Annotated in this window: 12 protein-coding genes and 1 pseudogene; 9 read left to right on the top strand and 4 right to left on the bottom strand. The window is 71.1% G+C overall.

All coding sequences use genetic code 11. The features are described from left to right. The first annotated feature begins 6 nt into the window (after positions 1–6). Positions 7–1,017: a DUF3068 domain-containing protein gene (locus ACWD6R_RS13985; protein ID WP_451818901.1), complete on the top strand. Its 1,011-nt coding sequence runs from the start codon at positions 7–9 to the stop codon at positions 1,015–1,017. Here the strand turns inward: ACWD6R_RS13985 and hrpB are convergent. Together hrpB and ACWD6R_RS13975 are read right to left on the bottom strand one after the other, a co-directional pair. After that, the gene (gene hrpB, locus ACWD6R_RS13980; protein WP_451818900.1) at positions 1,004–3,502 is read right to left on the bottom strand and encodes an ATP-dependent helicase HrpB; all 2,499 of its coding nucleotides are present in this window, start codon (positions 3,500–3,502) and stop codon (positions 1,004–1,006) included. The genes ACWD6R_RS13985 and hrpB overlap by 14 nt on opposite strands. 294 nt (positions 3,503–3,796) lie before the next feature. After that, positions 3,797–4,609 (bottom strand): class I SAM-dependent methyltransferase, encoded by an 813-nt coding sequence (locus ACWD6R_RS13975; RefSeq protein WP_451818899.1) that lies wholly within the window; start codon positions 4,607–4,609, stop codon positions 3,797–3,799. Between the two features lie 397 nt (positions 4,610–5,006). Between ACWD6R_RS13975 and rpsA the strand changes: the two genes are divergently transcribed. The 5 genes and pseudogenes from rpsA (at position 5,007) to ACWD6R_RS13950 (ending at position 9,068) form a co-directional block, all read left to right on the top strand. Beyond that, positions 5,007–6,515, top strand: coding sequence for a 30S ribosomal protein S1 (rpsA, locus tag ACWD6R_RS13970; RefSeq protein ID WP_451818898.1), 1,509 nt, complete (start codon positions 5,007–5,009; stop codon positions 6,513–6,515). A gap of 162 nt (positions 6,516–6,677) precedes the next feature. Beyond that, positions 6,678–6,906, top strand: a pseudogene (locus ACWD6R_RS13965) (amino acid oxidase); the annotation flags it as partial. 83 nt (positions 6,907–6,989) lie between these two features. Continuing rightward, positions 6,990–7,928 (top strand): PAC2 family protein, encoded by a 939-nt coding sequence (locus tag ACWD6R_RS13960; RefSeq protein WP_451818897.1) that lies wholly within the window; start codon positions 6,990–6,992, stop codon positions 7,926–7,928. Positions 7,929–7,992: 64 nt separating this feature from the next. After that, positions 7,993–8,607: a dephospho-CoA kinase gene (gene coaE, locus ACWD6R_RS13955; RefSeq protein ID WP_451818896.1), complete on the top strand. Its 615-nt coding sequence runs from the start codon at positions 7,993–7,995 to the stop codon at positions 8,605–8,607. A gap of 92 nt (positions 8,608–8,699) precedes the next feature. Further along, on the top strand, positions 8,700–9,068 hold the full coding sequence (locus tag ACWD6R_RS13950; protein ID WP_451818895.1) for a tetratricopeptide repeat protein: 369 nt from the start codon (positions 8,700–8,702) through the stop codon (positions 9,066–9,068). A 201-nt stretch (positions 9,069–9,269) separates the two neighbouring features. Here ACWD6R_RS13950 and ACWD6R_RS13945 read toward each other — a convergent pair whose 3' ends face one another. Further along, positions 9,270–9,548 carry a DUF6343 family protein gene (locus tag ACWD6R_RS13945; RefSeq protein WP_393303211.1) on the bottom strand — a complete coding sequence of 93 codons (279 nt, stop codon included), beginning with the start codon at positions 9,546–9,548 and terminating at the stop codon, positions 9,270–9,272. A 79-nt stretch (positions 9,549–9,627) separates the two neighbouring features. Between ACWD6R_RS13945 and ACWD6R_RS13940 the strand changes: the two genes are divergently transcribed. Together ACWD6R_RS13940 and ACWD6R_RS13935 are read left to right on the top strand one after the other, a co-directional pair. Then, positions 9,628–10,746 carry an ADP-ribosylglycohydrolase family protein gene (locus ACWD6R_RS13940; protein WP_451818894.1) on the top strand — a complete coding sequence of 373 codons (1,119 nt, stop codon included), beginning with the start codon at positions 9,628–9,630 and terminating at the stop codon, positions 10,744–10,746. Positions 10,747–10,978: 232 nt separating this feature from the next. Continuing rightward, on the top strand, positions 10,979–11,422 hold the full coding sequence (locus ACWD6R_RS13935; RefSeq protein WP_451818893.1) for a DoxX family protein: 444 nt from the start codon (positions 10,979–10,981) through the stop codon (positions 11,420–11,422). A 101-nt stretch (positions 11,423–11,523) separates the two neighbouring features. Here ACWD6R_RS13935 and ACWD6R_RS13930 read toward each other — a convergent pair whose 3' ends face one another. Further along, positions 11,524–11,868, bottom strand: coding sequence for a hypothetical protein (locus tag ACWD6R_RS13930; RefSeq protein ID WP_451818892.1), 345 nt, complete (start codon positions 11,866–11,868; stop codon positions 11,524–11,526). Between the two features lie 205 nt (positions 11,869–12,073). Between ACWD6R_RS13930 and ACWD6R_RS13925 the strand changes: the two genes are divergently transcribed. Beyond that, positions 12,074–13,030 carry a slipin family protein gene (locus ACWD6R_RS13925; RefSeq protein ID WP_451818891.1) on the top strand — a complete coding sequence of 319 codons (957 nt, stop codon included), beginning with the start codon at positions 12,074–12,076 and terminating at the stop codon, positions 13,028–13,030. Positions 13,031–13,058 lie beyond the last annotated feature (28 nt).

Below are 13,058 nucleotides of genomic sequence, written 5' to 3'. Positions count from 1 at the left end.
GACGCCATGCGCCGCCGAGCCGGACTCGTACTCCTGGCCTTCGCCGTCTTCTTCGCCGCGCTGTCGCCACTGCTGCGCTGGTACGCCTTCCCGAGGTTGGCGAAGATCCCGCCGAGCCAGTACCAGGAGATGGTTCTGGAGGCGAAGCCCGCCACGCTCCTCGACTACAACGACGGCATGAAGGTCAAGCAGGTCCCCAAGGTCACCATCGTGCAGACCCTCAAGGGCAATGTGGAGGAGTCCGAGAAGATCGAGCGCAGCGCCGGCCGCGACGTCGTCGTCTGGGACACCCTCAGCTACGTGGTCGACCCGAACGGCGCGATGGTCTCGCAGATCCCCGAGCGCTACATCTTCGACGCGCACAGCCAGGCCCCCGTCCACGCCACCGGCGAGAGCGTCGACGGCGACCCCGTCGAGCGCGAGGGCATCGAGTTCAAATGGCCGTTCCTCACCGAGAAGCGCGACTACGAGTACTTCGACGCCCAGACCCGCACCAGCTCGCCGATCCACTACAGGGGCACCCGGACGTTCCGCGGCATGGACGTCTACTACTTCGAGCAGACGATTCCGTGGACCAGGGTCCCGATGCCGAAGAAGATGCCGATCGAGGGCCTGACCGCCGCGCAGGTCGCCAAGACGGGCATGACCCGCTGGTACACCACCAAGCGGATGTTCTGGGTCGACCCGGTCACCGGCGCGCCCGTCAACGGCGAGGAGATCCACAAGGAGGAGCTGCGCAACGCGAAGGCGATGGGCATGCCCGAGGACACGGTCACCGCGTTCGCCGGACACGTGAAGATGCGCGAGGACTACATCGAGTCCACCGTCGCACTGGTCTCGTCCCAGCGTGTGCTGATCCTGCTGCTCACCTCGTACCTGCCCCGGGGTTTCCTGATCCTTGCCGCCGGGCTGCTGGCGCTCGCGCTGTGGCTGGAGGCACGGTCCCGGCGGCCGGGCGGCCGGGAGCCGGAGGCGGCGACCGCACCCACCCCGGATCCGGCGCCTACTCCCGCCTGAGCCGCGCCGAGGTGTACCGGGTCGCCGCGACCGTCGTCGGGTCCTCCGGCCACGGATGCTTCGGATAGCGGCCGCGCAGCTCCGCCCGCACCGCCCGGTATCCGTCCTGCCAGAACGACGCCAGATCGGCGGTGACCGCCGCCGGGCGGCCGGCAGGGGAGAGCAGGTGCACGAGGACCGGCACCCCGGCCACCTCCGGTGTCTCGGTGAGACCGAACAGCTCCTGGAGCTTCACCGCGAGCACGGGCTGCGCCCCGCCGTACTCGACCCGGATCCGGGACCCGCTCGGCACCTCGATCCGCTCGGGCGCCAGCTCGTCCAGCCGGGCCGCCTCGCCCGTCGCCCATGGCAGGAGCCGCCGCAACGCCTGCCCGGCGTCGATGCGGGCCAGGTCGGAGCGGCGCCGGGCCCGTGACAACTCGGGCTCCAGCCATTCCTCGGTACGCGACAGCAGCGCAGCGTCCGACACATCGGGCCACGGGACCCCCAGCTCCCGGTGCAGGAAGGTGAGCCGCTCGCGCAGCTGCTCGGTCTCCCGGGTCCAGCGCAGCAGGCCGAGCCCCTCGCGCCGCAACCCGTCGACGAGCGCTGCCCGCACCAGCGCGGGGTCCGGCTGCTTCAGCGCGCGCACGGACAGTTCGACAGCGCCCAGGCGTTCCACGGAGCGGGCCACCACGTCCTGGCCGTCCCACCGGACCTCCTCGCCCGCGAACCGCAGATGCCCGGCGGCAAGCCGCGCCGTGTCCTCGTCGATGACGGCTGCGAGCCGCACCCGTGCGGACGCCGCGTGCGCCGGGCGGTCCGCGACTGCGACGGCCAGCCAGGGTGCGCTGCGCAGCCGCGACCCGTCCCGCAGCTCCGCGCCCGTCCCCGACGCCATCAGGAACGTTCCTTCGCCGCGGGCCCGCGCCACCCGCTCCGGGAACGCCAGCGCGGCCACCAGGCCGACGGCGGCATCGTCCGTGCCGGAACCGTCGCGGGCGCCTTCCAGGGACGACGACAGCCGCCGTACCTCCTGCCGCCAGCGAGCCGCGTAGCCGTCGCCGCCCCGCCGGGCGGTACGCAGCGCCGCCGCCAGGTCGTCCCCGTACTCCCGCGGCGGCTCCTCGCTCAGCAGCGCCACCACCTCCGCCGCCCGGCGCCCGCCCACCTCGGCCGCGCCGTCCAGCAGCGCACGGGCGAGCCGCGGATGCAGGCCGAGCCGCGACATCCGTACGCCCCGGTCGGTCACCCGGCCGACCGCGTCCACCGCGCCGACGGCCGTCAGGACCTCGCGGGCCGCCCCCATCGCACCGGCGGGCGGCGCGTCGAGCAGCGCCAGCCCCGACGCGTCCGGATCGCCCCAGCAGGCCGCCTGCAGGGCGAACGCCGCCAGATCGGCCACCTTGATCTCCGGTGACGGGAACCGGGCGAGCCGCCCGTCCTCCGCCTGTTCCCAGCACCGGTACACCGCGCCCGGCGCCTCACGCCCCGCCCGGCCCGCCCGCTGCCTCCCGGTGGCCTGCGAGGCCCGCACGGTCGTCAGCGCACTCAGTCCGCGGGCATGATCGGTACGCGGCTCCCTGGCCAGGCCCGAGTCGACGACGATCCGCACCCCCGGCACCGTCAGCGACGACTCCGCGACGGAGGTCGCCAGCACCACCCGGCGCCCCTCGGACGAGCCCGCCAGCACCGCGTCCTGCACCGCCGCCGGTGCCCGCCCGTGCACCTGCAGCACCTCCGCGGGCACCCCCGCCAGCTGTCCCGCCACCCGGCCGATCTCACCGACCCCGGGCAGGAAGCAGAGCACGTCGCCGTCCCGCTCGGCGAGCGCCCGGCGCACCACCGAGGCGACATGCGTCAGCAGAGCCGGGTCGACCCGCATCCCGTGCGGCGGCCCGACCGGCTTCACCGGCGGCGCCCACACCACCTCCACCGGGTGCGACACGCCCTGCGCCTCGATCACCGGCGCATCGCCGAGCAGTCGCGCCCACCCCTCCGCGTCCGTCGTCGCCGACGCGGCGACCAGCCGCAGATCGGGCCGGATCGCCTCCCGTACGTCGAGGAGGAAGGCGGCGACCGTGTCCGCGTCCAGATGCCGTTCATGACACTCGTCGATGATCACCGCATCGACCCCGGCGAGCTCCTGGTCGCGCTGGAGCCGTTGCAGGAGCACACCGGTGGTCACCACCTCCACCACCGTGTCGCGCCCCACCACACGCTCCCCGCGGACCGTGAACCCCACCCGCTCCCCGGTCTGCTCCCCGAGGAGCCACGCCATGCGCCGGGCCGCCGCGCGGGCCGCGATCCGGCGTGGTTCGGCGACCACCACGCGGCGCGCGGGGCCGTCGCCGACCAGGCCGGCGAGGACCAGCGGGACCAGCGTCGTCTTGCCGGTGCCGGGCGGTGCGCAGAGCACCGCGACACCCCGGTCGTCGAGCGCCTGCCGGAGCGCGGGCACGGCGGTACGGACGGGCAGCCGGTCGAGGGCGTCGGTACGGATCACGCCCCCAGTGTCGTACGACGGGTGCCCGGGCCCGTACGGCGGGAGCGGCCGGTCGCGTACGACCAGGGCTCAGAGCCTGTCGGGTGACCTCTGATCGGGCGGCCACGCCCTGGCACGCACGCTTCCCGCGTTGCCGAAATGCCCTGGTAGCTCCTTCCCCAAGCTCTCAGCTTCGTTCGAGCAGGGGAGACCTCATCCGAGGGCCTTCCGGCGCCTTGGAATCGCACGCACCAGACCGCGTCCGCTTTCCGATCGAAGGTCACCCGACAGGCTCTCAGCCGTGCCGGCCGGAGCTCAGTCCCGTACGCAGACGAAGACTGCGGTGCCCGGGATCAGGTTTCCGCGCAGCGGGGACCAGCCGCCCCACTCCTGGTGGTTCCAGTCGGGCCACTCCGGCTCGACCAGGTCGACCAGGCGGAACCCGCCGGCCACCACGTCCCGCACCCGGTCGCCCACGGTCCGGTGGTGCTCGACGTACACGGCGTTGCCCTGCTCGTCCTGCTCGACGTACGGGGTGCGGTCGAAGTAGGAGGCCGCGACGGACAGGCCTTCGGGCCCGGGCTCGTCCGGGAACGCCCAGCGGATCGGATGCGTCACCGAGAAGACCCAGCGGCCCCCCGGGCGCAGCACCCGGTGCACCTCGCGGAAGACCTGTACGGGGTCGGCGACGAACGGCACCGCGCCATAGGCGGAGCAGGCCAGGTCGAAGGAGCCGTCCCGGAACGGCAGCACTCCGGCGTCCGCCTCCACCAGCGGGACCTCGTCGCCGATCCGCAGCGCGTGCTGGAGCTGGCGGTGGGAGAGGTCGAGGGCGACGGCACGGGCACCCTGGGCGGCCAGCCAGCGCGAGCACTGCGCCGCGCCCGCACCGATCTCCAGGATGTCCAGGCCGCTCAGCGACTCCGCGGGGCCGAGCAGGCCGGCCTCGGCCTCGTCGAGACCCTCCGGGCCCCAGACGAACCGGTCGTCGCCGAGAAAGGCGCCGTGGTCGCTCTGGTACTCGTCGGCGTTCCGGTCCCACCAGCCGCGACTTGCCCGGCTGCTCTCCGCTTCGCCGGCGCTGCGGCGGGTCGCTTCCGGTTCGGTGGTGTAGATCTCTTGGCTCATCGTGTCCGTCGTTGTAGTTTGCCTTCACCCCGCCGCACGCGGTACGTACCTAGGGGTACCTGTGAGTACGGAACCGTACCCACGCAACACGGCCGGGACCGATGTGGCCTCGGGGGACCTGAATTGTGCCGGGTATGGGCCCCTGTGTCCCCCGTGTGCGCCTTCGCGCATTGACCCTGCCCGGCTGCCCCCGTATGCTACAAGTTGCGTTGCGAGCCTGCGCGCCTCAGACCTAGCAGGCCGCGCTTGCGTCTGTTGCATGTCCCCTCGGTTCACGAGGCGCCTCCGGCTCGCCGGGTCGGGTGCTTCCTCGGCTGTCCGGCTTCTGCAGAGGCGATACGGGCTCTCGGCGTAGCAGTACCTACGACTCACTGTCCGTACCGGAGCCCTTTCCCACATGACGAGCAGCACCGAGACCACCGCCACCACTCCGCAGGTTGCGGTCAACGACATCGGCGACGCGGACGCGTTCCTCGCGGCGATCGACGAGACGATCAAGTACTTCAACGACGGCGACATCGTTGACGGTGTCATCGTCAAGGTTGACCGGGACGAGGTTCTCCTCGACATCGGTTACAAGACCGAAGGCGTCATCCCGAGCCGCGAGCTCTCGATCAAGCACGACGTCGACCCGAACGAGGTCGTCAAGGTCGGCGACGAGATCGAGGCCCTGGTTCTCCAGAAGGAGGACAAGGAAGGCCGCCTGATCCTCTCGAAGAAGCGCGCTCAGTACGAGCGTGCCTGGGGCACCATCGAGAAGATCAAGGAAGAAGACGGCATCGTCACCGGTACCGTCATCGAGGTCGTCAAGGGTGGTCTCATCCTCGACATCGGCCTCCGCGGCTTCCTTCCCGCGTCGCTCGTCGAGATGCGTCGTGTCCGCGACCTTCAGCCCTACGTGGGCAAGGAGCTCGAGGCCAAGATCATCGAGCTGGACAAGAACCGCAACAACGTGGTCCTGTCCCGCCGTGCCTGGCTCGAGCAGACCCAGAGCGAGGTCCGTCAGACCTTCCTCACGACCCTGCAGAAGGGTCAGGTCCGCTCCGGCGTCGTCTCCTCGATCGTCAACTTCGGTGCCTTCGTGGACCTCGGTGGCGTCGACGGTCTCGTGCACGTCTCCGAGCTGTCCTGGAAGCACATCGACCACCCCTCCGAGGTTGTCGAGGTCGGCCAGGAAGTCACCGTCGAGGTTCTCGACGTCGACATGGACCGCGAGCGCGTCTCGCTGTCGCTCAAGGCGACGCAGGAAGACCCGTGGCAGCAGTTCGCCCGTACGCACCAGATCGGGCAGGTCGTTCCCGGTAAGGTCACGAAGCTCGTTCCGTTCGGTGCGTTCGTGCGCGTCGACGAGGGCATCGAGGGTCTGGTCCACATCTCCGAGCTGGCCGAGCGCCACGTGGAGATCCCGGAGCAGGTCGTCCAGGTCAACGACGAGATCTTCGTCAAGGTCATCGACATCGACCTCGAGCGCCGTCGCATCAGCCTCTCGCTGAAGCAGGCCAACGAGGCGTTCGGCGCCGACGCCGCCTCGGTCGAGTTCGACCCGACCCTGTACGGCATGGCCGCGTCCTACGACGACCAGGGCAACTACATCTACCCCGAGGGCTTCGACCCCGAGACCAACGACTGGCTCGAGGGCTACGAGACCCAGCGCGAGGTGTGGGAGACGCAGTACGCCGAGGCGCAGGAGCGCTTCGAGCAGCACCGCGCCCAGGTCATCAAGTCCCGCGAGGCCGACGAGGCCGCTGCTGCCGAGGGCGCTGCTGCCCCGGCCGGTGGTGCCCCGGCTGCCTCCGGTGCCGGCGGCGGCTCGTACTCCTCGGAGTCCGCGGACACCTCCGGCGCCCTGGCGTCGGACGAGGCCCTGGCTGCCCTGCGCGAGAAGCTGGCGGGCGGCCAGAGCTGACGCTCTGACCCTCCGGCCGGTCATCGGCTGCAGTAGCTGACAAGTGAGGCCCGCTCCCCTCGGGGAGCGGGCCTCACTCGTGTCCGGGGTCCGGTTCTACGGGGTGCCGTGATGTTGGTCAGGCCCTTGCCGCCGGTGACCGTGTTGCTGCTGTGGACGGTGGTCGGGCAGTCGTTCTCCTACCACTGGCGCCAGACCCCGCACCTGGAGGCCGCCTGGCACTCCCTGTCCGGCGGCCCCGACGGCCCCTGCCTTCGCGCCCCTCAACCAGGCTGCGGGCCGCGTCCACTTCGCCGGTGACTACCTCGGCCACACCGATGCCTGGCAGCACGGAGCGTTCACCTCCGCACGGAAGGTGGTCGCCGCACTGCACACGCGCGTTCTGGCGTAACCACCCTGTGAAAGGGCACAGGCTGGGAATGCCTGTGTCCCGCCGGGCGTTCTTCCCTGGGAATACGAGGAGGAGCGGTAACCGTGCCTGATCCGCAGAGTTTGTACGAATGGGAGCCGAAGGGCCTGGCCGTCGTCGACATGGCGCTCGCCCAGGAGTCGGCCGGCCTGGTCATGCTCTACCACTTCGAGGGGTACATCGACGCGGGTGAGACCGGCGAGCAGATCGTGGACGGCCTCCTCGGGACACTGCCGCACCAGGTCGTGGCCCGCTTCGACCACGACCGGCTCGTCGACTACCGCGCACGGCGCCCGCTGCTGACCTTCCGGCGTGACCGCTGGGCGGCGTACGAGACCCCGACGCTGGACGTCCGGGTGGTCCAGGACGCCACCGGGGCGCCCTTCCTGCTGCTGTCCGGGCCCGAGCCGGATGTGGAGTGGGAGAGGTTCGCCTCCGCCGTCGAGCAGATCGTCGAGCGGCTGGGGGTGCGTCTCGCCGTCAACTTCCACGGCATCCCGATGGGCGTCCCGCACACCCGGCCGGTCGGCATCACGCCGCACGGCAACCGCACGGACCTGATGCCCGGCCACCGCAGCCCCTTCGACGAGGCACAGGTCCCCGGCTCCGCCGAGGCACTGGTGGAGTACCGGCTGATGGAGGCCGGACACGACGTCCTCGGCGTCGCCGCCCATGTGCCGCACTACGTCGCACGCGCCGCGTACCCGGACGCCGCGCTCACCGCACTGGAGGCGATCACGGCCGCGACCGGCCTGGTCCTGCCGGGCATCGCGCACTCCCTGCGCACAGAGGCCCACCGCACGCAGACGGAGATCGACCGCCAGATCGACCAGGGAGACGAGGAGCTCGTCTCGCTCGTCGAGGGGCTTGAGCACCAGTACGACGCGCTCGCGGGCTCCGGGACGCGCGGCAACCTGGTCGCGGAACCGGTCGACCTGCCGTCCGCCGACGAGATCGGCCTCGAATTCGAACGGTTCCTCGCCGAGCGGGAGGGCGACGGCTGACCGCCGGCCCGGACGGCGTGACCGGGCCATGACCGCGCCCGGAGGCGGGGCTAATCTCTCGACCATGCTGAAAGTGGGCCTGACCGGCGGAATCGGCGCCGGCAAGAGCGAAGTGTCACGACTGCTCGTCTCGTACGGAGCGGTACTGATCGACGCCGACCGGATCGCGCGCGAGGTCGTCGAGCCCGGAACCCCCGGACTCGCGGCCGTCGTCGAGGCCTTCGGCGATGGCATCCTCACCGCCGACGGCACCCTGGACCGGCCGAAGCTCGGCTCCATCGTCTTCTCCGACGCCGACCGGCTCGCCACGCTCAACGCGATCGTCCACCCGCTGGTCGGCGCCCGCTCCGCCGAACTGGAGCGGGCGGCGGGCCCCGACTCCGTCGTCGTCCACGACGTCCCCCTCCTCACCGAGAACGGACTCGCCCCGCTCTACGACCTGGTCGTCGTCGTGGACGCCGCCCCCGGGACCCAGCTCGACCGGCTCGTACGGCTGCGCGGCATGACGGAGCCCGAGGCCCGCGCCCGGATGGCCGCGCAGGCCACCCGCGAGCAGCGACGGGCCGTCGCCGATCTGATCGTCGACAACGACGGACCACTGGAGGCGCTGGAGTCACAGGTCCGCAAGGTCTGGGAGGAACTGACGCAGCGGGCCGCTGCCGCCTCCGGACGGGACTGACACGGCGGGCCGCCGCGGGACCGGTCCACCGACCGGAATACCGGCACCCGGCCGGACGTTGGAAACGCGTTGACGAAGGGAAGGATGCGACCGTGCCCGAGAGGACCCCGGAAACCCATGTCATCGACTTCCGCGCGGCCGAACGCCTGCTGGCCGCGCGCGACCCGCGGGGCGCGGTCAAACTGCTGGACTCGGTGATCGCGGCCCATCCGGAGAACACGGCCGCCCGTCTGCTGCGCGCACGCGCCTTCTTCGCCGCCGCTCAACTGCGCCCGGCCGAGCTGGAATTCGAACTCGTCCTGGAGCGCGAACCGGACAACGCGTTCGCGCACTTCGCGCTGGCCCGTACCTTCCAGCGCTCCGGCCGTTCGGAACCGGCCGTGCGTCACTTCCGGCTGGCCGCCGCACTCGACCCGAACCCGGAGTATCTGCGGGCGGCCCGCTTCGGCACGGACGGCTGACGCCACGGTCCTGTCCATGAGGATGACGGCTCTCAGGACGGGCCCTCCGTGGCTTTGATCGGGGCCGGAACCGGTCCTGCGGAGCGGTGACGCAGGCGTGCCCGTACGCGGGCCGGGGCTGTGCGGCATCGACGTCTGCCCCTACTGACCTGTCCCTGCTTCCTGTCCCTGATGGGGGAGCCCCGCGCCGGGACCCGGAGGTCAGTGCCCGTACCGGCCGCGTCCACCGTGGTCCGGTTCGTACGGGGGGATGTTGCGGCCCGGCTGGTAGTGCGGGCCCTGGTGGATGTGGTGGACGATCACTGCCAGATCCACCAGCGTCAGCAGAAGGAGCAGACCGCAGGCCGCGGCCCAACCCGGGCGGTCGACCAGGCTGAAGGCTGTCAGGCCGAAGACCGCCCAGGCCATGCCCCATAGACTCAGGCACAGCCGCAGGCGCAGCGGACTACGTGCGGTCATCGGTTCATTACCGGTACGCATGGTGATCGCCTCTCCTCCCAGGATGGACCCGCGGCGGCGGTTTTGAGTAACGACGACGACAGAATGTGGGGGACCGTCCGTGAACGGCACATCATGGGGGCACAGCGCCACCAGCCGGGCCCGGGTCCGCGGGTCGCTGCTCGGCGGTGCGATCGGGGACGCCCTGGGAAACCCGGTGGAATTCCTGTCGCTCTCCGGTATCCGCCGGGCGTACGGGGAGCAGGGTGTCCTGGGACCTGTCGCGGACGGGGACGGGGTCGTCGGCCGGGTCACCGACGACACGCAGATGACCCTGTTCACCGCGGAAGGGCTGATCAGGGCGCACTCCCGGGCCATGTCGAAGGGGATAGGCGGCGCCGAGACCGCGATGGTCCGCAACGCCTATCTGCGCTGGCTCGACACCCAGAACCATCCGGCACCGCCCGCCCGCGGCGGGGACGACCTCGTACGGACCGGGTGGCTGCGGCAGCAGCGCTTCCTGTACGCCCGCCGGGCCCCCGGCAACGCCTGCCTCACCGGACTCGCGGCCGGCCACATCCCCGGCCCGACGGGACCGATCGGCCTGCCGGGTCCGGTCAACACCGGGTCCAAGGGGTGCGGCACGGTGATGCGGTCCGCGCCCTTCGGCCTGATCGGCGAGGGAGCGGCGACCGGCTTCGCGCTCGCCGCCCGCTGTGCCCAGATCACCCATGGGCATCCGACCGGTGCGTTCGCCGCCGGGGCCCTCGCCGCGATCATCGCCCATCTGCTGGAGGGCGACTCGATGGCGGGCGCCGTGCTGCGCGCCATGGAGCTGCTGGCCCGCCACCCGGGACACGAGGAGACGACGGCGGTGCTGCGCGCGGCCGTCGACCTGGCCGCGCAGGGGGCGCCGACCGCCGAGAAGGTGGAGTCGCTGGGGGCGGGCTGGGTGGCCGAGGAGGCCCTCGCCATCGCCGTGTACTGCGCCCTGGTGCTGCCCGGCGCCGACGAGGTGGCGGAGTCGCTGTTGCTCTCGGTCAACCACTCGGGCGACAGCGACTCCACCGGATCGGTCTGCGGCAATCTGCTCGGCGCCCACCACGGTGACGTGCAACTCCCGTCTTCCTGGCTCGTGCTGACGGAGGGACGGGCCGTGATCGCCGAGCTGGCGGATGATCTGTGCCTGGAGTTCGAGCAGGCGGTGGCGTGGCCGCAGGAGCGCTATCCGGGGTGCTGACGGACACCGGGCGGCGAGGAGCCCGGCGCGGGAGGGCGCCGCGTGCCGGGAACCGCGCCCAACGGCCGTTCGTTCGGCTGCATATGTTTGGATCAGGCCGGGCTCGCGGGGTCTGATCCGGCCTGATCCGAACGAAGGACCCCAGGCGCGGGAGATGCGATGAGTTTCGGACGGCGGCGGAGTCTATCCCTGTGTACGCGACACCACGCGACGCTTCTTCGAGGAGACCCCGATGTCCGAGATCACGACGGCGACGAACACGACGACCACTGACGCCACGACGGAGAACACGGCACGCAGCCGCGGTGCGGTCGCGCTGACCGTCGCGCGGGTCGTACTCGCCCTGTTCTTCGCCTTCAGCGCGTTCGCCAAGCTGATCGCCCATGAAACCGCGATCGAGTCCTTCGACCGCATGGGCTGGAGCCATGGTGCGATGTACCTCATCGGCGCCCTGGAGATGGCAGGCGCCATCGCCCTGCTGGTACCCCTGCTGTCCGGCGTCGCGGCGATGGCCTTCGCCGGACTGCTGGCCGGCGCCTCCATCGTCCAACTGACGCTGCTCGACCCGGTGAACGCGATCATGCCCGCACTGCTCATCGGGCTGGTCGTCCTGATCGCCCGGGAGCAGCGGGACAGAACGGCACGGCTGGTCGCGCTCATCCGCAGGCGCGCGTAGGGCGAGCGGGCCTCCGTACGTGCACTGCCGCAGCACGGCACCGGAGAGCGTCCCGCGGATGCGCCTCGGTGCCGGGCTGCGGCGGCTCGCCGCCACCGTGGTCAGTGGACCGTGCTGAAGCTGCGCCAGGGGAGGGAGGTCGCTGCGTTCACATCGGTGAACGTGGTGGCGAGATACGTCGTCCCCGGGCCCGTGCAGTCTCGTGTCCGGTACAGGATGATGTCGATCAGGGTCCCGTTCCTCACTGCTTTGGCACCCGGAAAGAGCCGGTGGCAGCCCTTCACCGAGGGGCTGTTCAACATGATCACGGCATCCCGCTCGGTGACGTAGGTGACCGGCCCGACCGCGGTGCGACCGAGGCCGGAACAGCCGGCGACGGTGAGGGTCAGGAGCGCGGTCCCGGCTGCGATGCCGAGACGGCGGCGTCGTTGATCGATCACGGGCATGGGCGGGTCCTCGTCTGTCTCGTCCGGCTCGTCCGTACATCAGGTGCTGACGATGGTCACCCTGCCCTCTCCCGGCCGCCCCGGCATCCGGTGCGGGGCCTGCCGGGTGATCATCCCGTGGGTCGGGGTTCGCCCGGTGTACTTAATGGGCATACCGTGGTAATAACGGCGCGAATCAGGCATTTCCGGCTTTCAGGGGGCCGTCATGGTCGAAGAACTGGTGGTCGCGATGGCGGCGACGGCGTCCGTGGGCGTGGTCTACGCGATGGCCGCTGCGCGGGTCGTGAAGCAGTACGAACGGGGCGTCGTGCTGCGGCTCGGCAGGCTGCGCAACGATGTGCGCGGCCCCGGATTCACCATGATCCTTCCCGGCATCGAGCGGCTGCGGAAGGTCAATATGCAGATCGTGACGATGCCCGTGCCCGCGCAGGACGGCATCACGAGGGACAACGTGACGGTGCGGGTGGATGCGGTCATCTACTTCAAGGTGGTCGACGCGGCGAGCGCGATCGTGGAGGTCGAGGACTACCGGTTCGCGGTGTCGCAGATGGCGCAGACATCCCTGCGGTCGATCATCGGCAAGAGCGACCTCGACGACCTGCTGTCCAACCGGGAGAAGCTGAACCAGGGACTGGAGCTCATGATCGACAGCCCTGCGGTGGGCTGGGGCGTCCAGATCGACCGGGTGGAGATCAAGGACGTATCGCTGCCGGAGACGATGAAGCGCTCCATGGCGCGCCAGGCCGAGGCCGACCGCGAGCGGCGCGCGCGGGTCATCAACGCGGACGCGGAGCTGCAGGCATCGAAGAAACTGGCCGAAGCGGCCGCCCAGATGTCCGCCCAGCCGGCCGCGCTGCAGCTGCGACTGCTGCAGACCGTGGTCGCGGTCGCGGCGGAGAAGAACTCCACACTGGTGCTGCCGTTCCCGGTGGAACTGCTCCGCTTCCTGGAGCGGGCGCAGCAGCCCGGACAGGTGCAGCAGCAACCGCAACAACAACCGCAGCCGCCGCAGCAACAACAACCGCAGCCGGAGCCGCAGCCGCAACAGATGCCGCCCGTGGTGCCTGCGGCCGCGCCTCCGCCTCCGCCTGCACCTGCCGCCGCGCCGGTGGCCTCCGGGCCCACGCGGGTCGCCCGCCCGAAGCCACTCGCCAGGCACTGACCTGAGCGAATGCCGGCCGAGGGCCGGT

The organism is Streptomyces sp. NPDC005151, from assembly GCF_053599875.1.
Note: the sequence above shows the minus strand (reverse complement) of the source record. Positions and strands in the feature narration are given on the sequence as shown.